General features: G+C 61.8%; 19 protein-coding genes. 4 read left to right on the forward strand and 15 right to left on the reverse strand.

Features of this window, described 5'->3' with window-relative positions:
* Positions 1-5: 5 nt before the first annotated feature.
* From ACH6CX_RS02065 to ACH6CX_RS02080, 4 genes are all read right to left on the reverse strand, one after another.
* Positions 6-1,268, reverse strand: coding sequence for a lipoprotein-releasing ABC transporter permease subunit (locus ACH6CX_RS02065; protein ID WP_237061617.1), 1,263 nt, complete (start codon positions 1,266-1,268; stop codon positions 6-8).
* A complete protein-coding gene (lolD, locus tag ACH6CX_RS02070; protein WP_237061620.1) occupies positions 1,261-2,019 on the reverse strand; it encodes a lipoprotein-releasing ABC transporter ATP-binding protein LolD in 759 nt (252 codons plus the stop codon). Before lolD ends, ACH6CX_RS02065 begins: the two co-directional genes overlap by 8 nt.
* A gap of 90 nt (positions 2,020-2,109) precedes the next feature.
* Positions 2,110-3,354, reverse strand: coding sequence for a lipoprotein-releasing ABC transporter permease subunit (locus tag ACH6CX_RS02075; protein WP_334078962.1), 1,245 nt, complete (start codon positions 3,352-3,354; stop codon positions 2,110-2,112).
* A gap of 202 nt (positions 3,355-3,556) precedes the next feature.
* A complete protein-coding gene (locus ACH6CX_RS02080; RefSeq protein ID WP_237061624.1) occupies positions 3,557-5,188 on the reverse strand; it encodes an alpha/beta-hydrolase family protein in 1,632 nt (543 codons plus the stop codon).
* 198 nt (positions 5,189-5,386) lie between these two features.
* Here ACH6CX_RS02080 and ACH6CX_RS02085 point away from each other — a divergent pair, with 198 nt between their 5' ends.
* On the forward strand, positions 5,387-5,698 hold the full coding sequence (locus tag ACH6CX_RS02085) for a hypothetical protein (RefSeq protein ID WP_232942748.1): 312 nt from the start codon (positions 5,387-5,389) through the stop codon (positions 5,696-5,698).
* 59 nt (positions 5,699-5,757) lie between these two features.
* Here the strand turns inward: ACH6CX_RS02085 and ACH6CX_RS02090 are convergent, their stop codons facing one another.
* The 11 genes from ACH6CX_RS02090 to ACH6CX_RS02140 all read right to left on the reverse strand — a co-directional run bounded on the left by ACH6CX_RS02090 (position 5,758) and on the right by ACH6CX_RS02140 (position 16,735).
* Positions 5,758-6,222, reverse strand: coding sequence for a thioesterase family protein (locus ACH6CX_RS02090; RefSeq protein ID WP_232942750.1), 465 nt, complete (start codon positions 6,220-6,222; stop codon positions 5,758-5,760).
* Positions 6,219-7,616: a Si-specific NAD(P)(+) transhydrogenase gene (gene sthA / locus ACH6CX_RS02095; protein ID WP_232942752.1), complete on the reverse strand. Its 1,398-nt coding sequence runs from the start codon at positions 7,614-7,616 to the stop codon at positions 6,219-6,221. The genes ACH6CX_RS02090 and sthA overlap by 4 nt, the downstream gene beginning before the upstream one ends.
* A 121-nt stretch (positions 7,617-7,737) precedes the next feature.
* Positions 7,738-7,977 carry a (Na+)-NQR maturation NqrM gene (gene nqrM, locus ACH6CX_RS02100; RefSeq protein ID WP_232942754.1) on the reverse strand — a complete coding sequence of 80 codons (240 nt, stop codon included), beginning with the start codon at positions 7,975-7,977 and terminating at the stop codon, positions 7,738-7,740.
* Positions 7,974-8,978 (reverse strand): FAD:protein FMN transferase, encoded by a 1,005-nt coding sequence (locus tag ACH6CX_RS02105; protein ID WP_232942756.1) that lies wholly within the window; start codon positions 8,976-8,978, stop codon positions 7,974-7,976. Before ACH6CX_RS02105 ends, nqrM begins: the two co-directional genes overlap by 4 nt.
* Before the next feature lie 83 nt (positions 8,979-9,061).
* Complete coding sequence (gene nqrF / locus ACH6CX_RS02110) at positions 9,062-10,285, reverse strand: NADH:ubiquinone reductase (Na(+)-transporting) subunit F (RefSeq protein ID WP_232942758.1); 1,224 nt, start codon at positions 10,283-10,285, stop codon at positions 9,062-9,064.
* 18 nt (positions 10,286-10,303) lie between these two features.
* Positions 10,304-10,912, reverse strand: a complete 609-nt coding sequence (gene nqrE, locus ACH6CX_RS02115) for an NADH:ubiquinone reductase (Na(+)-transporting) subunit E (RefSeq protein WP_232942760.1) — start codon at positions 10,910-10,912, stop codon at positions 10,304-10,306.
* A gap of 3 nt (positions 10,913-10,915) precedes the next feature.
* Positions 10,916-11,572 carry an NADH:ubiquinone reductase (Na(+)-transporting) subunit D gene (locus ACH6CX_RS02120; protein WP_232942762.1) on the reverse strand — a complete coding sequence of 219 codons (657 nt, stop codon included), beginning with the start codon at positions 11,570-11,572 and terminating at the stop codon, positions 10,916-10,918.
* Between the two features lie 2 nt (positions 11,573-11,574).
* Positions 11,575-12,357: a Na(+)-translocating NADH-quinone reductase subunit C gene (locus tag ACH6CX_RS02125; RefSeq protein WP_232942764.1), complete on the reverse strand. Its 783-nt coding sequence runs from the start codon at positions 12,355-12,357 to the stop codon at positions 11,575-11,577.
* On the reverse strand, positions 12,350-13,561 hold the full coding sequence (locus tag ACH6CX_RS02130) for an NADH:ubiquinone reductase (Na(+)-transporting) subunit B (RefSeq protein WP_232942766.1): 1,212 nt from the start codon (positions 13,559-13,561) through the stop codon (positions 12,350-12,352). Before ACH6CX_RS02130 ends, ACH6CX_RS02125 begins: the two co-directional genes overlap by 8 nt.
* Before the next feature lie 2 nt (positions 13,562-13,563).
* Positions 13,564-14,904, reverse strand: coding sequence for a Na(+)-translocating NADH-quinone reductase subunit A (locus ACH6CX_RS02135; RefSeq protein ID WP_232942768.1), 1,341 nt, complete (start codon positions 14,902-14,904; stop codon positions 13,564-13,566).
* 370 nt (positions 14,905-15,274) lie between these two features.
* Positions 15,275-16,735, reverse strand: a complete 1,461-nt coding sequence (locus ACH6CX_RS02140; RefSeq protein WP_370636830.1) for a glyceraldehyde-3-phosphate dehydrogenase — start codon at positions 16,733-16,735, stop codon at positions 15,275-15,277.
* A 309-nt stretch (positions 16,736-17,044) separates the two neighbouring features.
* Between ACH6CX_RS02140 and mfd the strand changes: the two genes are divergently transcribed.
* The 3 genes from mfd to ACH6CX_RS02155 all read left to right on the forward strand — a co-directional run bounded on the left by mfd (position 17,045) and on the right by ACH6CX_RS02155 (position 22,587).
* The gene (mfd, locus tag ACH6CX_RS02145; protein WP_232942770.1) at positions 17,045-20,500 is read left to right on the forward strand and encodes a transcription-repair coupling factor; all 3,456 of its coding nucleotides are present in this window, start codon (positions 17,045-17,047) and stop codon (positions 20,498-20,500) included.
* A 63-nt stretch (positions 20,501-20,563) separates the two neighbouring features.
* Positions 20,564-21,292: a peptidoglycan binding protein CsiV gene (locus ACH6CX_RS02150; protein ID WP_396674552.1), complete on the forward strand. Its 729-nt coding sequence runs from the start codon at positions 20,564-20,566 to the stop codon at positions 21,290-21,292.
* Positions 21,293-21,351: 59 nt separating this feature from the next.
* Entirely contained in the window at positions 21,352-22,587 is a 1,236-nt protein-coding gene (locus ACH6CX_RS02155; RefSeq protein WP_232942772.1) for a DUF819 domain-containing protein, read from the forward strand.
* The last annotated feature ends 36 nt before the right edge of the window (positions 22,588-22,623 follow it).

Here is a 22,623-nt window from a genome sequence, read left to right on the forward strand (position 1 = left end):
TTTATTTATTGCTCGTTCCGCAACGCTGCTGCCGGCTGCACCCGGCTCGCCTGCAACGACGGGTACAGGGTTGCCACCAGGCTCAGGACAAAGCCGGCCCCCACCACCAGTGCCACGTCACCCCACTGCAGCTGCGAAGGCAGGTAGTCCACCGGGTAGACGTCGGACTTGAGGAACTGGATTCCAAACAGGGACTCGAGCCCCGCCACCAGGTCCGTCACCACCAGTGACCCGAGCACACCGAGCAGGCCACCCACGGTGGCGCCAACCAGCCCTACCAGCGCACCCTGGCTGACAAACGTCAGCAGGATCTCGCGGGTGCTGGCACCCATGGTGCGCAGGATGGCGATATCGCTGTGTTTGTCGATCACCACCATCACCAGGGTGGAAACCACATTGAAGGCGGCAATGGCAATAATCAGCAGCACCAGCAGGCCCACCAGGTTGCGCGACATCTGGATTGCCTGGTACAGGTTGCCGTGGGTGCGGCTCCAGTCACTGCCGTAGAAATTCTGGGCCGGCAATTCGCCCAGCAGTTGCCGCATGATCCAGTTTGCCTCCAGCATTTCACCCACACGCAACTGGACGCCGGCGCCCCCGGCACCGCCCGCCAGGTTGCGGGCCTGGTCCCAGCTCAGCAGGGCCAGGCTGTGGTCCAGCGCGGTGCCGGAGTGGAATACATCCACCACCTGGAAGCCCGCCAGCCGTGCGGCACGGCGGCCGCCCTCGGCCCCGCCACTGTTGGGCACAATCAGGGACAGGTGCTCACCCCGCTTCACTCCCAGCTTCTCTGCCAGCCCACGGCCCAGGATCACGCCCGGCTCCGCCGGGTTTTCCAGCGCGGCAAAGCTGTCCGGCGACACGAACTCGCCAATATTGGAAACCCGGGTAATGGTCTCCGGGTTGACCCCCTGGGCCAGCAGGGGCGTGACTTCCCTGCCCTTGCGCGCCAGCGCGTTGACCTGCCAGACCTCGGCGGCCGCCTCCACTGCCGGGGCCGCCGCCAGCTGGTCACGGATTGCCGGCCAGTCGACATCGGGACTGCTGTTGTAGATGGTGGCGTGAGGCATGATGCCCAGGATCCGGTCGCGCAGTTCGCGATCGAAACCGTTCATCACCGACATCACCACGATCATCAGGGCCACACCCAGTACCAGGCCCACCATGGACAGGCCGGAAATAAAGGACACCAGGCCGGCGGAGTCTTCACCGCGACGCTGCGCGCCGGCATAGCGCAGGCCGATATAGGTGGGCAGCGGCTTAAACATGGTCGCCCTGCTGCCAGTCACTCTCGAGCCGGCCGTCGATCAGGTGCAGCGTGCGGTCCAGTGCCGCCGCCAGGTCCGGGTCATGGGTAACGATGACAAAGCTGATACCCAGCTCCCGGTTGAGCCTGTCCATCAGGCCGTGGATTTCCCTTGCCGTGGCCCGGTCCAGGTTACCGGTGGGCTCATCCATCAGCACACAGGCCGGATGCGTCACCAGCGCGCGGGCGATGGCGACCCGCTGGCGCTCGCCACCCGAGAGTTGCGATGGTTTGTGGTCGAGGCGTTCCCCCAGCCCCACCGCCCGCAGCATGGCCGTGGCCTCTTCCCGGGCCTCGGCAACCGGGCGCTTGCCGATCAGCAGCGGCATCGCCACGTTTTCCAGCGCAGAGAACTCCCCCAGCAGGTGGTGGAACTGGTAAACAAACCCGAGACTGCTGTTGCGCAGCCAGCCCCGTTCATTGGCATTCAGCGTGGCCAGGTCTTTGCCCGCCACCTGGACCTCACCCGAGGTGGCGGTGTCCAGCCCGCCGAGCAGGTTGAGCAGGGTCGACTTGCCGGAGCCAGAGGCCCCCACAATCGCCAGCTTTTCCCCGCGCCGCACTTCCAGCTCCACACCGCGCAGCACTTCCAGCTCGTTGGTTCCCTGTCGATAGGATTTGCGCAGGCTGCGGCAGGACAGGACCACCACATCATTGTGCGTGTCGTTGTTGCCGGTCTCCGGCTTGTCTTGCAGTTCTACTTGGCTGTTCATCATTTATTCGGGCCAGTCATTTTCATTGTCGGTCGCGGCGGCCGTTGCCCGGCGGGCCGCATTCCGGGATGCGTTATTCGTTCGGTGCTTTTACTCGTAGCGCAGCGCCTCGGCGGGCTCAATCTGCGCGGCGCGCCAGGCGGGGAACAGGGTCGCCAGCAGGCTCATCAGGATTGCCGCGGTCAGCACGGTGACGGCGTCTGCGGTCCGGAATTCAGAGGGCAGGAAGCTGACGAAGAAAACCCGCGGATCAAAAATCTTGGCACCGAGGACATTTTCCACCCAACTCACCATATCGGTCAGGTTGAGGGCAATCAGGATACCCAGAAGCGCCCCGGCGACGGCGCCGATAATCCCGATGGCGCTGCCCTGCACCACGAACACGCCCATGATCTGCCGCGATGTCAGCCCCAGGGTGCGCAACACGGCGATGTCCGAGCGCTTGTCGGCCACCATCAGCACCAGCGCGGAAACAATATTGAATGCGGCCACCGCGACAATGATCATCAGCATCAGTGTGACCACGGTTTTTTCCATTTTCACCGCCTGGAACAGGCTGCCCTGGGACTTGCTCCAGTCTTCACCGCTGAAGCCCTCACCCAGCTCATCCGCATAACCGGAAACCCTGCCCAGGGCGTTGTTCATATCGTCGAAGCGCAACTGCAGGCCCTGTGCCCTGCCGGGCATTCGCAACAGGCGGCCCGCATCCTCGATATGCACCAGGGCCATGCTCTGGTCCACCTGGGCACCGACAGAGAAAACACCGCTCACGGTAAATCGCTTGGTGCGGGGAAAGATACCGGCCGGGGTAATCACCACTTCCGGCAGGGTGAGGATGACACTGTCCCCGGGAATCACATTGAGCTGGCGCGCGAGGATACGCCCCAGGACGATGTTGTAGCTGCGCGGCTGCAGGCTGTCGAGGCTGCCAAGCACCATGTGCTCGCCCACCTCGCTGACATCGCGCAGCGCCGTGGGGTCCACGCCCTGGAACTCCACCCCGTGGCTCTCATTGCCGGACCCCAGGAGGGCAAAGCCGCGCACAAACGGGCTCGCTGCCTCCACATGGGGCTGCTGCACCAGTTGCTCGGCGGCGCCGCGCCAGTCCTCCAGGCCTCCCTCTTTCTCCACAAAACCGTGGGGCACCACGCTGAGGATCCTGGTTTTGAGTTCACGGTCAAAACCGTTCATCACGGATGTCACCACAATCAGGGCCATGACACCCAGTGCCATCCCCAGTAGCGAGAAGCCGTTGATAAAGGAAATAAACTGCTGTCGGCGGCGGGCGGCTACGTAACGCAGGCCGATAAAGAGGGGGACGGGACGGACCCACATAATTCACATAACTCCATTGCGGGGCGGTTGTGGCGCTCTGTTCGCCCATTGCGGCCAGTGGCCATCCGCCCCCGGACCAGCAGGGCCCTGCAGCCCAGACTGGCCACCGGCTGCCCGGCGACATCCCGGCAAGCCTAAAGAGGCGATCATAAGACGTGATTTAAACGGATATGGCGCGAGAAATCCAAGGAATTGGACACATTTACCGCTTGTTGTATCCCTTCAGCTTTTCCCGCAACCGGTCCAGGTCAGCCTCACCCCAGCCCTGCGGTTCGGTCAGTGCCAGCCAGGCACGGACGTAGTCGGCCGGGGCATAGCTGTGGCCGAAACCCATCGGCGCGATACCGGCATGCATGTCCGCCGCCAGATGGAACATGGTGACGATGGGATACCACTGCAGGTCCGGCGAGACTTCGGGCCCGCGCGGCTTGTTCATCCACGCCGGCTTGCTCCACAGCGCATCCGGGGTAAAGAACACTATCGGGTCGCTGGAGTGTTGCAGGAAGGCAAGGCGGAAATCCCCCCAGGGGGCGCTGCCCCGGTCATAACCGCCGAAGTGATTGCCGAACCGCACCACGGCACCGTCGCCAAACTCGGGCAACCAGGCGGGGGAGCCGGGATCGCGGTTGGCGGTAACCGCGCGCCAGGTATCGGTGCGGAATGGCGGCCCGGTCCACAGGGCACCGTGGAAGGGATCATCAATGATGTCGTAGAAGTCGAATGAGCGGTCGGAATTGAGCGCGCCCAGGCTGAGGCCGAAGAGGTACAGCCGGGGCCGGGAATCGCGCGGCAGCGACCGCCAGTGCCCGTATATGGCCTGGAACAGGGCCTCAGCCGACTCCCGCCCGTAGGCGTCTTCCGTCATCAGTGCAATCGGGCTCGGCAGGTAGGAGTACTGCATTGCCACGCTGGCTATATCACCCCGGTGAAGGAACTCGACGGAATTGATGGCTCCCGGGTCCACCCAGCCGGTCCCGGTAGGCGTAATCAGGATCACCACCGAGCGCTCAAAGCCCCCGACCCGGATGAACTCATCCAGCGCCAGTTTGGCGCGCGCCTCCGGCGTTTCCGCCGCATTGAGCCCCACGTAGACGCGGATCGGCTCGAGGGCCCTGCCAGCCACCTCGCGGATATCGGCCTGTGTCGGCCGCAGGGCCAGGTACTGCCGCCCCTGGTGCCCCATATCCTGCCAGCGCACCAGGGAGTTGGCGCCCCCGGGGCTATCCGGGTTCTCGGGGGCCGGCATATCCGGCGCAATGCGCGCATCGAGTTTCTGGTAAATCGAATCCGTGACCCGCAGGCCGGTATTAATCAGGACGTCGTTGACTGCCGCCCAGAACAGCGCGAATGCCGCCACCAGTCCCAGCAACAGGGAGACCCGCCGGGGAATAAAGCGTTCCAGGTGGCGGGACAGGAAGCGCATGATGCGGCGGAACAGCCGCGCCAACAGGAGAATCACCAGGAAAAGCGCCAGTGCGGCCAGGGTGATGGTCACCGGCCGGCCGCTGTCCACGTCCTCCAGCCCCATGAGGGACCGCACGGAATTCTGCCACCCGGTTGCCTGCCAAAGGAAAGCGAGGGCCAGCAACACACAGGCCACCGCTGTGACCCAACCGATCACCCTGCGGGCACCTTCACGGGGAACAGGCAACTCCAGGAAGCGCCACAACCACACCAGGAGCACGCCGATGCCATAGCCGGCGGAAAATGATATCCCCGACACTATGCCCTGCATCACGGCATCGCGGGGGATCAATGAGGGAGTCAGTGACAGGGCAAAGAAGATGGTGCCAAGCAACACCCCGGGTATGGAGAGGAAATGGGCGAGTCGCATCCGTGACTATCCGCAGGACAGGATTCTTCTCTCAGCCTAGCACAGGCAATCCGATACCCCGGCCAGCGCTGCTGACCGGTCCCGGGCCAGACTAAAAACGTGAATAATGCCAAATGTTTAGGCACAATATCTGCTTTAATGGCTGCAAAGCTGGCCAGCTTGAGAATAACGACAGAACCTGTTCGCCGGAGAACAAGAATGCACAACAAACCGACTAACCGTGACGCCCTGCCCCGCCTCGGAATGCTGGCAGGTATCCTGGCACTCGGTATCTCAGTGGGAAGCCTGGCTGAAACTGTTGAAGTACCCGTGGGGGAACAGGGCCAGGTCGCCGAGGCATCAACCATGCGCGGACTGGACAAGGACCAGGTAACCGCGCGCCTGGGCGAGCCGGTCGGCATCCAGGGCCCTGTTGGCGATCCCGCCATCTCGCGCTGGGAGTATGCGGATTTCTACGTGTACTTCGAGTGGGACAAGGTGCTGCACGTGGTGAGCAAGCCGCGGGGCTGAGGCCCGCCTGCGCCAGGAAATATGGCCTGGCGCCAACCGGGCCGCTCTGGCAGGGCCCGTCAGTAGAGAAAGGTCGCGGTTCCCGTGGCAATCAGCTCCCCGGCATCGTTGAGCAGTTCCATCCGGGTTACCACCAGCTTGTTTCCAGCCCTCAGGATGGAACCGTGGCATACGAACCGCTCCCCCCTGCCCGGCTTCAGGTAATCGACCCGCATATCCACGGTACCGAGCTTTGACAGCCGCTCGGTTTTCTCCTTCCAGTCAATATCCCCCATACGCTGGTAGGCGGCCACCATAGCCGTCAGCCCACCCACGGTATCCAGGGCAGTGGCGATCACGCCACCGTGCAGGATCTTCTTCCAGATATTGCCGATCAGCTCCGGGCGTAGCTCGAAGGATGCCGAAAGCCGCTGGTTCTCCAGGTCGAGCTCCTGCATCTGCAGCCCGATCTGCTGGTTGAAGGGAATCTGCTCAAAGAATCCCCTCACCAGCTCGCGGAACTCGCTGGGCGACGGTTCCGTCACAGGCGCATTACCCGGTTGAGCCCGTCCAGGGCGGCGCTGCGATAGGCCTCTGCCATGGTCGGGTAATTGAAGGTGGTGTTGACGAAGAAGTCGATCACGTTATTGGGCGACGGTTGCTTCATGATCGCCTGGCCAATATGCACGATCTCCGCGGCCTCGGCACCGAAACAGTGGATGCCCAGGATCTCATGGGTCTCGATATGGAACAGGATCTTCAGCATGCCCACCCGTTCACCGGAAATCTGCGCACGCGCGGTGTGCTTGAACAGTGCCCGCCCCACTTCGTAGGGCACCCGGGCGGCAGTCAGCTCAGACTCGGTCTGGCCCACGGATGAAATCTCCGGCAGGGTGTAGATCCCGGTAGGGGCATCCTCGATCACCCGGTGCCCGCGACCGGCGATAGCTGCGGCTACCGCCCTGCCCTGGTCGTAGGAGGCACTGGCCAGGCTCGGCCAGCCGATCACATCGCCCACCGCGTAAATGCTGTCCACGGCGGTGCAGTAGTGCTCATCGACCGTCAGCTGGCCGCGGTGGTTGGCCTCCAGGCCGACATTGTCCAGGCCCAGTGATCCCGTATTACCGGAGCGGCCGTTACACCACAGCAGTGCGTCCGCGTGGATACGCTTGCCGGACTGCATCTCCATGATGACGCCGTTATCGGTGGGCACCACCTTGGCGTACTCCTCCTGGTGGCGGACGGTCACGCCCATATCCCGCAGGTGGTAGCTCAGTGCGTCGGAAATCTCATCATCGAGGAATTCCAGCAGGCTGCCACGGGTATTGATCAGGTCGACCTTGATCCCCAGTGCGGCGAAGATGGAGGCATACTCGCAACCAATCACACCGGCGCCGTAGATCATCATGGAATGCGGGGTGTGCTGCATTTCCAGGATGGTGTCGCTGTCGTAAACCCGCGGGTGGTCAAAATTCACATCGGCGGGACGGTACGGGCGCGAGCCGGTGGCGATCACAAACTTGTCGGCCTTGAGTACCTCTACGGCGCCATCCTGCAGTTGTACCTCAACGGTATTGGCATCGCGGAAACGGGCTTCACCGAGAATCAGCTCAACCCGGTTGCGGGCATAGAAACTGGTGTGCATCTCCACCTGGTAATTGATGACCTTGTGCACCGATTCCATTACCTGCGGAAATGACAGCCGGCACGGCTCGCCCAGCGCACGGAACACCGGCTGGGTGTTGTAACGCATAAGCTGCTTGACCGAGTGGCGCAGGGCCTTGGACGGAATGGTGCCCTTATGGGTGCAGTTACCACCCACCGCCGGGCGCTTCTCGATCACCGCTGCGCGCATGCCTTTCTTGGCTGCGCTCATGGCCGCCGCCTCGCCGGCGGGGCCGGATCCGATCACTACCAGGTCAAATTTCTGTTCTGCCATCTACCAGCTCTTAATAGTTTTGGTTTTGTTTAGCGTAGAAGCGGCCCGGGGCCGCAAAACCGAACAGGCCGCAGGGTATCGCTGCCACGGGGCGCTCCTGCGGACTGGTTAACAGTTATTCTCAGTGCTTGCGGGTGGCGTCGTAGGCCAGGTCAGCCTGTTGCGCCAGCTGCTCCTGCCGCTCCTGCTCCTTGCGGCACTCATCATCGTCGCCACCGCAGATATCGCAGTTCTCCTTCAGGCCCAGGGTGTTCAGGCCACCGCAGGAGCCCTTCAACGGCTTGTTCTGGACGATGGCGCCGACCGCCATCCCCGCAATTACCAATACCATGGCAACGAAGGCAAAAATATAAACAGTCATGATTCAGACTCCTCCAGGTAGGGAGCAAATGCGCTGCTGTAACGCTCTTGGAAACCGTTCCCGGTTTTTACCAGCATGAAAACGGCCAAGCCCTCCCGCTCTGCCAATTGTAACCCCGCTTCCGCACCCATCACATTCAGGGCGGTGGCGAGGCCATCCGCCTCGGCACAGTTATCGGCAATCACCGTTACCGAGGCCAGTCGATGGGACAGCGGGCGACCCGTGCGCGGGTCGATACTGTGCGAGTACCTGACACCATCGCGCTCGTAGTAATTGCGGTAGTCGCCGCTTGTAGCCACTGCACGGTTGCTTACCCGCACCGGCTTGTGCACCACCTGCCCTGCGGCAGTGGGACTCTCGATGCCGATACGCCATTCCCTGCCATCCGGATTCCGGCCACTGGTTCGCAATTCACCACCAATTTCCACCAGGTAATTGGTGATGCCCTGCCCTTCCAGTAACAGCGCAACCCGGTCGACACCATGGCCCTTGGCGATGGCCGAGAGGTCGAGCTGCACATCCCGCTTGCGCGTCAACCGGTCCGGATTGCGCTGGAGCGCCAGTGCGTCCGACCCGATCTCGGCGAGCAGCCTGTCGATCTCCGCCTGCGCGGGCACCTGCTCGGGCTCGGCTGTCGGGCCGAAGCCCCACAGGTTCACCAATGGCCCCACTGTGATATCGAACGCGCCGTCACTGCGCCGGTAGATATCCAGCGACAGCTCCACCACCTTTGCCAGCGGTGCACTGACCGGTACCGGCTGCCCAACCGGCCCGCCATTGAAGCGCATCAACTCCGAGTCGGGGATATAGGTGGACATCTCCTGGTTAACAGCTTCGAGCTCACTGTCCACCAGTGCCTGCACCGATTCGCGATCAACGCCGTCGGGCGCATCCACCACGGTGATGTGATAGCGGGTACCCATGGTGGGTCCCGTCAGTTTCCAGCTCTGCTCCCCGGGGACACACGCCGCCAGTACCAGCGCTGCGAAAACCGTACACACAAGCAAAAACAGGGCCCGGAATGCGGGCCCTGTTTTTGTTGTTATCGGGTGCTTAACTGCTCTGGGCAAATCAATCACTCCGATCAGCCGCCAAAGTCATCCAGCATGATGTTGTCATCCTCAACGCCGAGATCCTTCAGCATGTTGATAACAGCAGCGTTCATCATGGGCGGCCCGCACATGTAGTACTCGCAGTCTTCCGGTGCCGGGTGATCCTTCAGGTAGTTTTCATAAACCACGTTATGGATAAACCCGGTGTAGCCACTCCAGTTGTCTTCCGGCTGCGGATCGGACAGGGCCACGTGCCACTGGAAGTTATCGAACTCGTCCTGCAGGCCGTTGTAGTCGTCCTCGTAGAACATCTCACGCAGGGAGCGTGCGCCATACCAGAAGCTGATCTTGCGCGTGGAGTTCAGGCGCTTCAGCTGGTCAAAGATATGGGAACGCATCGGGGCCATGCCGGCACCACCGCCGATAAATACCATCTCGTTATCGGTGTCCTTGGCGAAGAACTCACCGAAGGGCCCGTAAACGCGGATGGTGTCGCCCGGCTTCAGGTTGAAGACGTAAGAGGACATCTGACCCGGCGGCACACCTTCGGTGCGCGGCGGCGGGGTGGCGATACGGATGTTGAACTTCACCACGCCCTTCTCTTCCGGGTAGTTGGCCATGGAGTAGGCGCGTACCACCGGCTCGTCCACCTTGGACTCCAGCTTGAAGAAGCCGAAGTTCTCCCAGTCGCCACGGTACTCTTCATCGATATCGAAATCGGAGAATTTCACGTGGTGGGGCGGGGCCTCCAGCTGTACGTAACCACCGGCACGGAAGTCGACGTTCTCGCCTTCAGGCAGCTTCAGGGTCAGCTCTTTAATAAAGGTGGCCACGTTGGGGTTGGATTCCACAGTGCATTCCCACTGCTTCACACCGAACACCTCTTCCGGCACCTCGATTTCCATATCCTGCTTTACTGCAACCTGGCAGGACAGGCGCTTGCCTTCCTTCGCCTCGCGCGGGGTGAAATGAGCCGCTTCGGTAGGCAGCATATCGCCACCACCGGCAGTGACCTTACACACACACTGTGCGCAGCTGCCACCACCACCACAGGCGGAGGCCAGGAACAGGTTGTTGGCCGCCAGTGTCTGCAGCAGCTTACCGCCGGCCGGCACGGTGAGGGTCTTCTCACCGTTTACCAGGATGTTGACGTCGCCGGTGTTTACCAGGCGGGAACGGGCAACGAGGATTACCGCCACCAGTGCCAGCACGATGACGGTAAACATCGCAACGCCGAGAATAATTTCCAGATTCATCGTATTGCGCTCCCCCGATTAGATATCGATACCACCGAAGGACATGAAGCCGAGTGACATCAGACCAACGGTGATAAAGGTGATACCCAGACCCTTCAGGCCATCCGGTACATCACTGTACTTGAGTTTTTCGCGGATACCCGCCAGTGCGGTGATCGCCAGTGCCCAGCCGAGGCCGGCACCGAAGCCGTAGGCCACACTCTCGCCGAAGTTGTATTCGCGCTCCACCATGAACAGGGACGCACCCAGAATGGCGCAGTTCACGGTAATCAGCGGCAGGAATACACCCAGGGCGTTGTAGAGCGCTGGTACGTACTTATCCAGGAACATCTCGAGGATCTGCACCAGGGCGGCAATCACGCCGATATAGGACAGCAGGCCAAGGAAGCTCAGGTCAACGTCCGGGTAACCCGCCCACGCCAGAGCCCCGTCTTTCAGGAGATAGATGTAGATCAGGTTATTGACCGGAACGGTCAGGGTCAGCACCACGATAACCGCGATACCCAGGCCCACAGCCGCCTCGATCTTCTTGGACACTGCCAGGAAGGTACACATACCCAGGAAGAAGGCCAGAGCCATGTTCTCGACGAACACGGCCCGAACTACCAGAGAAATATAATGTTCCACTTATCAGGCCTCCTGCGCTTTGGTGTTGTGCGCAATCTTGAACTCGTCCTCTTCCACCTGCGCAGGCTTCCAGGTACGGATCGCCCAGATAAACAGGCCGATCAGGAAGAAGGCGCTCGGCGGCAGCAGCAGCATGCCATTGGGCACATACCAGCCACCGTTATTGACGGTCTGCAGGATCTCGACGCCCAGCAGCTTGCCGGCACCAAACAGTTCGCGGATGACCGCCAGGCCAATCAGGATCACGCTGTAGCCAAGGCCGTTGCCCAGGCCGTCGAAGAAGCTGGCCACCGGGCCGTTCTTCATGGCGAAGGCTTCCGCACGACCCATCACGATACAGTTGGTGATGATCAGGCCGACAAATACGGACAGCTGCTTGGAGATGTCGTAAGCCAGGGCCTTGATCACCTGGTCCACCAGGATTACAAGCGACGCAATCACGGTCATCTGCACGATGATGCGGATACTGCTCGGGATCCGGGTACGAATCAGGGACACCAGTACGTTGGAGCAGCAGACCACCACGGTCAGGGCCACACACATTACCAGTGTCACTTTCAGGGAGCTGGTTACCGCCAGTGCGGAACAGATACCCAGGATCTGCAGCGCAATGGGGTTATTGTTAAAAATAGGTTCCAGCAGAGTGTCTTTGACTTTCATGCTTACGCCTCCCCTGCTTTCAGGTTTTTCAGGAAGGGACCATAGCCCTCACTGCCGAGCCAGAATTCGATCAGGTTGTCGACACCCTTACTGGTCAGGGTCGCGCCGGACAGGCCATCGACCTTGTATTCAGCGTTCGGGGTGTTGCTGTCGACGCTACCCTTGATAACGCTCAGGGCAACATCACCATCCTGGTCGTACACTTCCTTGCCTTCCCAGATCGCCTTCCAGTTGGGGTTGTCGACTTCACCGCCCAGTCCGGGAGTTTCTTTATGCTCATAGAAACCCAGGCCGGCAACGGTGTTGAGGTCACTCTGCAGGGCCAGGAAGCCATACAGCTGACCCCACAGGCCGTAACCGCGGACCGGCAGGATGATCTTCTTCAGCTCACCGCCCTCTTCCACCAGGAATACTTCCTTGATGTTCTCGCGACGGATGATCTTGGCAACATCCTGCTCCGGGGTCAGCTTTTCGCTGGCATCCGGGACCTTGGCCGCTGCACGACCGCTGCCACCAGCCGGTTGCTCATCGGTGAACTTGCCGGTGCGCAGGTCGACGAACTTCTTGGTGACGTTGGCAAATGCCTCTTCCACCGCCGCCTTACCGGCCTGGTCGGGATCGATCAGGCCACCGGCCAGCAGTACATTGCGCTTCAGGTCCAGCGCCGCATTGGCCTGCTGCATGGGTTTCAGCATAACGGCCGCGGTGGAGACCACGACGGAACACACGATACACAGCACCAGGGCTACGATCAGGGTTCCCTTGACAGTTTCTTTATTAGCCACGTGCCAACCTCCGTTTGATATGGGACTGCACCACGAAGTGGTCAAACAGCGGGGCGAACAGGTTGGCGAACAGGATCGCCAGCATGATGCCTTCCGGGAAGGCGGGGTTCACGACACGGATCAGCACGGTCATGACGCCGATCAGGATGCCGTAGTACCAGCGGCTCATGTTGGTCATCGCCGCCGATACCGGGTCGGTGGTCATGAAGATCAGGCCAAACGCGAAACCACCGACTACCAGGTGCCAGTACCACGGCACATTGAAGAACGGGTTGGTGTCGGAGCCGATGAAGTTGAACAGCGTGGCGGTGGCCATCATGCCCAGCATGGTACCGGCAACGATGCGCCAGCTGGCGATCTTCATGGTCATCAGGATGGCACCGGCAATCAGGATCACAAAGGTGGAGGTCTCACCAATGGAGCCGTGCATGTTGCCGAAGAACGCATCCCACCAGGTCAGCGGACCGGCGGCAGCGGCCACCACACCGTTCTGGACACCCTCGTTGGCCAGCACAGACAGCGCGGTAGCGCCGGAGTAACCGTCGACGGCGGTCCACACCATGTCACCGGACATGGAGGCCGGGTAGGCAAAGTACAGGAACGCACGGCCGGTCAGCGCCGGGTTGAGGAAGTTCTTGCCGGTACCACCGAACACTTCCTTACCGATCACCACGCCGAAGCTGATACCCATACCTACCAGCCACAGCGGCAGGTCCGGCGGGCAGCTCAGTGCGAACAGGATGGAGGTCACGAAGAAGCCTTCGTTCACCTCGTGACCGCGCACTGCGGCGAACAGTACTTCCCAGATACCGCCGACCACGAAGGTGACGAGATAAATCGGCAGGAAGAACATGGCACCGTAGACAAAGTTGTCCCAGGTGCTGGCCGGGTTGTAGCTGGTCAGCGCACCGATAATCGCGTGGCGCCAGCCATCGAACTCGGTAGTGCCCATATCGGCAATAATCAGGTTGGACTGATAACCGATATTCCACATACCCCAGAATGCGGCCAGCATCGCGCAGGCCCACACACTGATCATGATGCGCTTCAGGTCAATACCGTCGCGCACATGCGCGGTGGTCTTGGTGCGTTCGGCGGGCTGGAACAGGCCAGTGTCGATCGCCTCGTAAAGCGCGTAGAACTTTTCGTATTTACCGCCCTTGTGGAAGTGCGGCTCAATGGAATCGAGGAATTTGCGCAGCATCCTTAACCCTCCTTCTCAATACGGGTCAGGTTGTCCCGCAAAATGGGGCCGTATTCATACTTGCCCGGGCAAATGAAGGTACACAGGGCCAGATCTTCTTCGTCCAGCTCCAGCGCGCCCAGCTGCTGGGCAGTGGCGGTATCCCCCACGATCAGTGCACGCAGCAGCTGTGTGGGCAGGATGTCCAGCGGCATGATCCGCTCGTAGGCACCGATCGGCACCATGGCACGTTCCGAGCCATTGGTGCTGGTGGTGAAGTTGAACTTGCGGTTCTTGAACAGGCGCGAGAGGTAGATCGGCAGCGCGGAGAAGCGCTTGTTACCTGCGCGCAGGTAATGCAGGAACGGACGCTCATGGCCCTCTTCCAGCACGCTTACCTGATTGGCGTAGCGGCCCAGGTAACCCAGCGGGCCACTGGCCTTGCGACCACCGAAGACGGAACCGGAGATGATGCGGTTATCGCCTTCCTTCAGGGAACCTGCGGTCAGCTCCTCGAGGTTCGCGCCCAGGCGAGTACGCAGCAGGCGGGCTTTTTCCACCTGCGGGCCACCCAGGGCCACCACGCGGTCGGTGAACAGGCGGCCGGTCTCGAACAGCTTGCCCACGGCAATGACGTCCTGGTAGCCAATGGTCACAACACTGCGACCCGGCTTGACCGGCTGCAGGAAGTGGACATGGGTACCGGACAGGCCGGCCGGGTGCGGGCCGGCGAAGGCTTCACGGCTGATACCGGCACCTTCCGGCACCGGGATATCGGCGTCCGGGGCCGTGCAGACAAAAGTCTTCGGCGCCAGCTTGGCCAGGATCTCGACCCCGCGGGAGAAGGCATCGCGCTGCTCGGCAATCACCAGCGCCGGGTCACCCGCCAGCGGGTTGGTGTCCATGGCATTGATGAAGACGGCTGAGGGCTCGGCATCCAGGGCCGGGACCTTGCTGTACGGGCGCGTGCGCAGGGCGGTCCAGAGACCGGACTGCACCAGGTTCTCACGAACCTGCTCCGCGGTCAGGGTCTTGAGCTGCTCGGCGCTGTAGGAAGCGAACTGCTCCGCCTCGTCGCCGTCAATCTCGATCACCACAGACTGCAGCACGCGGCGGGCGCCGCGATTAATGGCGACTACCTTACCGGCCGCGGGTGCGGTGTAGCGCACACCCTCGGTCTTCTTGTCGGTAAACAGCAGCTGCCCCAGTTTGACGCTATCCCCCTCTGCCACCGCCATGGTCGGCTTCATCCCGTGGTAATCGGGGCCGAGCACAGCGACGGTCTTGAGCGCAGGTCCATCATGGATGGCCTGCTCGGGCGCGCCGGATATGGGTAAATCCAATCCCCGACGGATCTTTCTCATACGCCTATGCCTAAGTTACTAGTTTAAGAAACTGTGCGAATACAGCTGTCAGACCGGTGACATCTGGCCCGGCCCGGGGGCTGTATCCAGGAATTCACGCTTTGCGAGGACTTAAACCGCAGTCACCCGATGGACGGGCGGGAGGAGCTAATCTCGGCGCACGGTGGCCCCACTAAAATCGCGCGCATTATAAAGATGGGACCGTTGCTTTACCAGAGCAGAAGTGGCCGAAATGGCCGATCAGAAGGAAATTTTTGCTGGAAAAACAAGGATTTGAGGTGGGGAGCCGCGGAGGTCCGGGGCTCGGCCCCCGCCGGCATGAGGCCGGCGGGGGCCGGCGGCCACTGCTGTGACCGCAGGGACAGGTCGGTCAGTCGCGCTTCGGGAACAGCTTGTAGCGGACGCCGGCCATGTCCTCCAGGCAGCGGACCACCTGGCAGCTGTAGCCAAACTCGTTGTCGTACCAGCAGTACAGCACTGCATTGTCGTCCTCGACAATGGTGGCATTGGAGTCGAACACACAGGCACGGCGGGAACCCACAAAGTCACAGGAGACCACTTCCGGGCTGTTTGTGTAGTCGATCTGCTGGCGCAGCGGTGAGTGCAAGGCCACCTCCCGGACGTACTCGTTCAGCTCTTCCTTGGTGGTTTTCTTGCCCAGGCGCAGGTTCAGGATCGCCATGGACACATTCGGGGTCGGGACCCGGATGGCATTACCGGTCAGCTTGCCCTTCAGGTCCGGCAGAGCCTTGGCCACCGCCTTGGCGGCACCGGTCTCGGTCAGCACCATATTGAGCGCTGCGGCACGGCCACGACGTTCACCCTTGTGGTAGTTGTCGATCAGGTTCTGGTCATTGGTATAGGCATGGACCGTTTCCACGTGGCCATGCTCGACACCAAAGCCGTCCATCATTGCTTTCAGCACCGGCACGATCGCATTGGTGGTGCAGGATGCGGCGGAGATGATCTTGTCATCGTCGGTGATATCACCGTTGTTGATACCGTAAACGATGTTCTTGATGTCGCCCTTGCCCGGGGCAGTCAGGATCACCTTGGAGGCGCCGGGGCTCTGCAGGTGCTGGCTCAGGCCTTCCTCATCACGCCATACGCCGGTGGAATCCACCACGATCGCATCGTGGATACCGTGGGCAGTGTAATCGACCTCCTGCGGGGAGTTGGCGTAGATCACCTTGATCTCATTACCGTTGCAGATCAGGGAGCTGGTCTCCTCATCAACACGGATGGTGCCCTTGAAAGCCCCGTGGACGGAGTCGCGACGCAGCAGCGAGGCGCGCTTCACCAGGTCGTTGTCCGCCTTGCCCTTGCGCAGCACGATTGCGCGCAGGCGCAGCACATCACCACTGCCGGCCTTTTCGATCAGCAGGCGCGCCACCAGGCGACCGATGCGGCCGAAGCCGTAAATAACTACATCGCGCGGCTCGGGAATCGGCTTGCCGGCACCCTCTGCGCCGGCCAGCTCTGCGCGCACAAACTCATCCACGGACATGCCGCGGTCGTCGCGCATATATTTGTTGGTCAGCGTTCCCAGGTCGATATGCACCGGCCCCAGGTCCAGCTTGGTAATCGCTTCCAGCACCGGGTAGGTCTCCCACTCGGAGAGTTCGTTACCCTCGACCTGCCGCACGAAGCGGTGTGCCTTCATGATGCTCAACACGGAGCGGTTTACCAGGTTGCGGCCGTACATGTAGATGCCGGCATTACGCTCACGGTTGAGCTTGCCGATCATCGGGATCATGGATTCAGCCAGCGCTTCGCGCTCTTTCCAGTCCTTGAAAAAATCCGCGGGCTTGGGTCGCTTCTGAGTCACTATCAGACACCTCTGCAATCAGTTGTGTAGGCAGGCAAATCGCGGCCGGAAAAAGGCTCCCAGGCCGCGTGGCTGCGCATTATCAGGATATGCCCCGGGGCGCGCAACCGGGCAAAAAAACACCAAAAAATTGTAGTAAAACTACCAGTTCATCCCCACCGGATCCCCGGTCCCGGAATCGCTTCACACCCCACCTTTAACCACCCGAATGGCGCCCACGGACAGGACCGGCCTGCACCGCGATCTGTTCGCAGTTACAATAACCGCCGCCCGGGCCGAGGCCCGCCTGAAAGCGTGGATATATAAGGAAAGATGACAGATTTGCAGCCCCTCTCCCCGCCCCCCTTCCGATCCGGAACTGACCGCCAGTTCTGGGGTGGACTGCATGGCGCGGCCGCCGCACTGGCGATCCTGAATACCGCCCGGCAAAGCCACGCGCCGACCCTGCTGGTGGCCCGTGACAGCCTGGAAGCCCAGCGCCTGGAAGCCCAGCTGAAATTTTTTAACAGGGGTTTGCCGACGGAGATCATCCATTTCCCGGACTGGGAGATCCTGCCGTACGACACTTTCTCACCCCATCAGGACATCATCTCTGACCGCCTGGCCGCCCTTTACCGGCTGCCGCAGATGGGGCCGGGCATCGTAATTGCCCCGGTAAGCACCCTGCTGCACCGGCTGCCGCCGCGGGACTATGTGGCTGGCAATGCGCTGATCCTGAAGGAGGGACAGCAGTTCGACCTGGACACCCAGCGCCGCGTACTCGAGCAGGCCGGGTACCACTGTGTCGATACTGTCTATGAGCATGGCGAGTTCGCGGTACGCGGCGCCCTGATGGATATCTTCCCCATGGGCAGCTCCCTGCCCTTCCGCATCGACCTGTTCGATGACGAAATTGAGAGCCTGCGCACCTTCGACCCTGAGACCCAGCGCACCGTTGAGACAGTGGACAGCGTTAACCTGCTGCCGGCGCGCGAGTTCCCCATGCACAAGGCCGCCCTGAGCGGCTTCCTGCAGAACTGGCATGAGCAGTTCGACAGCGATCCCAGCCAGGTCTCCATCTACCAGGACATCAGTGCGGGGATCGCCCCGGCCGGCATCGAGTATTACCTGCCACTGTTCTTCGACCGCTGCGACAGCCTCTTTGATTACCTGCCCGAGGGCAGCGCGGCCTTCCTGCAGGGGGAGATCCAGGAGCCGCTGGAAAACTTCTGGCGGGAAGTCAGCAACCGCTACGAGAGCCGGCGCGGCGACCTGACCCGGCCAATCCTCGAGCCGCGGCAGATCCTGCTGGAAATCAACGAGTTCAATGGCGCCCTGAAAAACCTGAAACGGGCCATCTTCTCTTCCGATGAGGTTCCGGAGGCGGAGGGCAATTACAACTTTCCCACCGTCACCCCACCCAGGCTGCCGGTGGACGGCAAGGCCGAAAATCCCCTGGCCGCGCTGGAAGCCTACCTGATGGAATACAGCGGCCGGGTATTGTTCTGTGCCGAGAGCAGCGGCAGGCGCGAATCCCTGCTGGAACTGCTGGACAGCATCCGCCTGAAACCGGTGCTGTTCAATTCCTGGTCCGAGTTCCTGGAAAGTGACGAGACCCACGGCATTACCGTGGCCCCCATCGACCAGGGACTGTGCCTGCGGGAGCCCGCCCTCAACGTGATCGCGGAGCCACAGCTGTTCGGCGAGCGGGTACTGCAGCAGCGCCGGCGCAAGAAAGCCAAGGATGACGCGGAAAACGCGGTCCGCAACCTGGCCGAGCTCCGCATCGGCGCACCGGTAGTGCATATTGACCACGGCGTCGGTCGCTACCGGGGCCTGCAGCACCTGGAGATCGACGGCCAGCCGGCAGAATTCCTGACCCTCGAGTACGCCGACGAGGCCAAGCTCTATGTCCCCGTGGCCAGCCTGCACCTGATCAGTCGCTACTCCGGGGCAGACGAGGCACTGGCTCCACAGCACAAGCTCGGCAGCGAACAGTGGCAGAAAGCCAAGCGCAAGGCCGCCGAGAAGGTCCGTGATGCCGCGGCCGAGCTGCTCGACATCTATGCACGGCGCGAAGCCCGCGTCGGCCACGCCTTCGCCGACCCCGGACTCTCGTACCGGGAATTCGCGGCGGGCTTCCCGTTTGAGGAAACACCGGACCAGCAGCAGGCGATCGAGGCAGTGGTGGCCGACATGCTGTCAGCCAAGCCCATGGACCGGCTGGTCTGCGGCGATGTGGGCTTCGGCAAGACCGAAGTGGCCATGCGCGCGGCATTTGTTGCCGCCCATGCCGGCAAGCAGGTTGCCATGCTGGTACCCACTACCCTGCTGGCCCAGCAGCACTTCCAGTCCTTCCAGGACCGTTTCGCCGACTGGCCCGTCAATATCGAGGTGATCTCCCGCTTCCGCAGCGGCAAGGAGGTTGAAGGGGTCAAGGACCGTGTCGCCAGCGGCAAGGTCGACATTCTCGTGGGCACCCACAAGCTGCTGCAGAGCGACCTGGACTTCAAGAACCTGGGCCTGCTGATCATTGACGAGGAACACCGCTTCGGGGTGCGCCAGAAAGAGCGCCTGAAGAGCCTGCGGGCCGAGGTGGATATCCTGGCACTCACCGCCACCCCGATTCCCCGGACCCTGAATATGGCCATGGCCGGCATCCGCGACCTGTCGGTGATCGCCACGCCCCCGGCGCGCCGGTTGTCGGTAAAAACGTTTGTGCGGGAGCGGGACGAGGCCCTGATCAAGGAGGCGGTGCTGCGGGAAATCCTGCGCGGCGGCCAGGTGTATTTCCTGCACAACGAGGTCAAGAGCATCGAGCGCATTACCCGGGAGCTGGAGGCCCTGGTTCCCGAGGCCCGTATCGGTATCGGCCATGGCCAGATGCGTGAGCGCGAGCTGGAACAGGTAATGAGCGACTTCTACCACAAGCGCTTCAATGTGCTCGTGTGCACCACCATTATCGAGACCGGTATCGACGTACCCAGTGCCAATACCATCCTGATCGAGCGTGCCGACAAGTTCGGCCTCGCCCAGCTCCACCAGCTGCGCGGCCGCGTAGGCCGCTCCCACCACCAGGCCTACGCTTACCTGCTGACCCCGCACAAGCGCTCGATGACCGCCGATGCGGTGAAGCGCCTCGAGGCCATCAGTGAGGCCCAGGACCTGGGCGCCGGCTTTACCCTGGCGACCCACGACCTGGAAATCCGCGGTGCCGGTGAACTGCTGGGTGAGGAGCAGAGCGGCCAGATCCAGAGCGTCGGCTTCACCCTCTATATGGAAATGCTGGACCAGGCGGTAAAGGCCATCCGCGAGGGACGCACACCGAATATCGACGAGCCGCTGGAATCGCCGGCGATCGACGTCAACCTGCGCGTACCGGCCCTGATCCCCGAGGATTACCTTCCCGATGTGCACGGGCGCCTGATGATGTACAAGCGTATCGCCAACGCCCGGGATGCCCAGGAACTGAAAGAGCTGCAGGTAGAGATGATCGACCGTTTCGGGCTGTTGCCGGAGCCGGTCAAGCACCTGTTCCGGACCACCGAGATAAAGCTGAAGGCGGAGCAGATGGGCATCCGCAAACTGGAGGCCTCGGCCGCGCGTGGGCGCATCGAGTTTTCCGAGGAAACCGCCGTGGATCCACTCACCCTGGTCAAGCTGGTGCAGAACCAGCCCGGGCGCTACCAGCTGCAGGGTGCCAACCAGCTCAGTTTTGCCCTCGACGAGGAGGGTGCGGACATGCGCCTGAATCAGGTCGCAGGAGTGTTGGAGCAACTGGCGCAATGATAGACTGTGCTCTTTGGCGCCGTGCGTCGGCGCCCCAAACATAACAAAGCAAGCGGTATCAACATGACCCGATTCATCAAACTGTGCACCGCCCTGCTGCTGGCTACCTGCGCTGCAGGCACCCAGGCCGCCAGCTATGCCGGCAATACGTTCGAGATTGAAATGATCGTCTTCAGTCGCACCGCCGGCATGGAGGGCGCTCGCGAGGACTGGCCGGCCGCGCCACGACTGTCTTACCCGAGCCGCTGGATCGATTTCTCCAGCACCGATGACGGGGGCAATCCCGTACTCACACAGGTCGCTACCCAGCTGGATAACAAGGCCGCCGCCCTGCAGCGGTCCAGCAGTTACCGGGTACTGTTCCACAAGGCCTGGCAGCAGCAACTCTGGCAGAAGCGCCGCTCGCCCTCGATCCTGGTCAGCGGTGGCGAGACCTATGGCAGCCACAGCCAGCTGGAGGGCACAGTCAAGTTAAGCGTGTCACGCTACCTGCACCTGAGCACGAATCTCTGGATGAGTGAATTTGGGGGGCCGGAGACAGCCACCGGCGGGATACTCCTGCCGACACCAACAAAGCAGGATGACGAGCCCCTGGACCTGGCCACCGGCAGTGCCGGCATCGCGCCGCTGCGAGCCGAATCACCAGCCTATGCCGCCCGGGTTGCAACGCTGCAGCAGGAGCGACGCATGCGCAGCGGTGAGCTGCACTACCTTGACCACCCCCTCTTCGGCGTACTGATCCAGGTACGCAAGGTGGATGAGACCGAAGAAGCGGCGGATGCGGGCGTATAGCCCGCACCACTGCGAAATAAGACCAATAACGACAATCCACAGACCCCCAGCAGGAATCCATGATTACCAACGACGCCATCATTCTCGGCATGCTGGCCGCAATTCTCGGCTTTGTCTTTTATACCGCTGGCAGCGAACACCGCTTCTGGAAACGCTTTTACCGCTTTGTCCCCGCACTGCTGCTGTGCTACTTCCTGCCCTCATTGCTGACTACATTCGGCATTATCGATGCCGAGGCATCGCAGCTTTACTACGTGGCCTCCCGCTTCCTGCTGCCGGCGAGCCTGGTGCTCCTGACGCTCAGTATTGACCTGAAAGGCATTGTGAGCCTGGGTCCCAAGGCGCTGATCATGTTCCTGACCGGCACACTGGGGATCGTGATTGGCGGACCGCTGGCACTGCTTGTCATGGCGCAGCTCGACCCCGGCATGCTGGGCGTCAGTGGCCCGGAAGCTGTCTGGCGCGGCATGACCACGGTGGCCGGCAGCTGGATCGGCGGCGGTGCCAACCAGACCGCCATGAAGGAAATCTTCTCCGTTGGCGACCAGGTGTTCTCGGCGATGGTGGCCGTCGATGTGATCATTGCAAATATCTGGATGGCCGCGCTGCTGATCATGGCCGGTAATGCCAAACAGCTGGACGCCCGTCGCGGTGCCGACACCACGGCGATCACCGAATTGCGCGAGAAAGTCGAGGCAATCCAGAAAAAGCACTCGCGCATCCCCAGCCTGCCGGACCTGATGCTGATTGCGGCGGTCGGGTTTGGTGTCACCGCCATTGCCCATGCTTTTGCCGATACCCTGGCGCCGTGGTTCGAGACCAACGCGCCACAGCTGGCCCGGTTCAGCTTCACCAGCCAGTTTTTCTGGCTGATCATCATCGCCACTACCCTGGGCGTTGCCATGGCGTTTTCCCCGGCCAAGAAACTCGAGGGCGCGGGCGCCTCAAAGGTGGGATCGGTCTTTATCTATTTCCTGGTGGCCACCATTGGTACCCATATGGACATTACCGCGCTGCGCGACAGCCCGGAACTGTTCCTGCTGGGTGCCATCTGGATGGCCGTCCACGCCGGGCTCCTGTTACTGGTGGCCAAGCTGATCAAAGCCCCCACCTTCTTTATGGCGGTGGGCAGCCAGGCCAATGTCGGTGGTGCCGCATCAGCACCCGTCGTCGCTGCCGCCTTCCACCCCTCCCTGGCACCGGTGGGCGTCCTGCTGGCAGTAATGGGCTACGCGCTGGGCACTTATGCCGCCTGGTTCTGTGGCCAGCTGTTACGTGTGATCGGGGCAGCATAAGGCTGCGGACCGACAGCTGCCGGGAATGGAGCCCCG

The organism is Microbulbifer sp. JSM ZJ756 (assembly GCF_044383805.1).
GTDB lineage: Bacteria > Pseudomonadota > Gammaproteobacteria > Pseudomonadales > Cellvibrionaceae > Microbulbifer > Microbulbifer zhoushanensis.

Excerpts from the sequence above, each read along its gene's own strand:
- ACH6CX_RS02130 (WP_232942766.1), bottom strand. The coding sequence starts at position 13,561 with ATGCTGCGCAAATTCCTCGATTCCATTGAGCCGCACTTCCACAAGGGC.
- ACH6CX_RS02155 (WP_232942772.1), top strand. The coding sequence starts at position 21,352 with ATGATTACCAACGACGCCATCATTCTCGGCATGCTGGCCGCAATTCTC.
- ACH6CX_RS02080 (WP_237061624.1), bottom strand. The coding sequence starts at position 5,188 with ATGCGACTCGCCCATTTCCTCTCCATACCCGGGGTGTTGCTTGGCACC.
- lolD (WP_237061620.1), bottom strand. The coding sequence starts at position 2,019 with ATGAACAGCCAAGTAGAACTGCAAGACAAGCCGGAGACCGGCAACAAC.
- ACH6CX_RS02135 (WP_232942768.1), bottom strand. The coding sequence starts at position 14,904 with ATGAGAAAGATCCGTCGGGGATTGGATTTACCCATATCCGGCGCGCCC.
- ACH6CX_RS02085 (WP_232942748.1), top strand. The coding sequence starts at position 5,387 with ATGCACAACAAACCGACTAACCGTGACGCCCTGCCCCGCCTCGGAATG.
- ACH6CX_RS02065 (WP_237061617.1), bottom strand. The coding sequence starts at position 1,268 with ATGTTTAAGCCGCTGCCCACCTATATCGGCCTGCGCTATGCCGGCGCG.
- nqrF (WP_232942758.1), bottom strand. The coding sequence starts at position 10,285 with ATGAATCTGGAAATTATTCTCGGCGTTGCGATGTTTACCGTCATCGTG.
- ACH6CX_RS02120 (WP_232942762.1), bottom strand. The coding sequence starts at position 11,572 with ATGAAAGTCAAAGACACTCTGCTGGAACCTATTTTTAACAATAACCCC.
- ACH6CX_RS02075 (WP_334078962.1), bottom strand. The coding sequence starts at position 3,354 with ATGTGGGTCCGTCCCGTCCCCCTCTTTATCGGCCTGCGTTACGTAGCC.
- ACH6CX_RS02150 (WP_396674552.1), top strand. The coding sequence starts at position 20,564 with ATGACCCGATTCATCAAACTGTGCACCGCCCTGCTGCTGGCTACCTGC.
- mfd (WP_232942770.1), top strand. The coding sequence starts at position 17,045 with ATGACAGATTTGCAGCCCCTCTCCCCGCCCCCCTTCCGATCCGGAACT.
- nqrM (WP_232942754.1), bottom strand. The coding sequence starts at position 7,977 with ATGACTGTTTATATTTTTGCCTTCGTTGCCATGGTATTGGTAATTGCG.
- sthA (WP_232942752.1), bottom strand. The coding sequence starts at position 7,616 with ATGGCAGAACAGAAATTTGACCTGGTAGTGATCGGATCCGGCCCCGCC.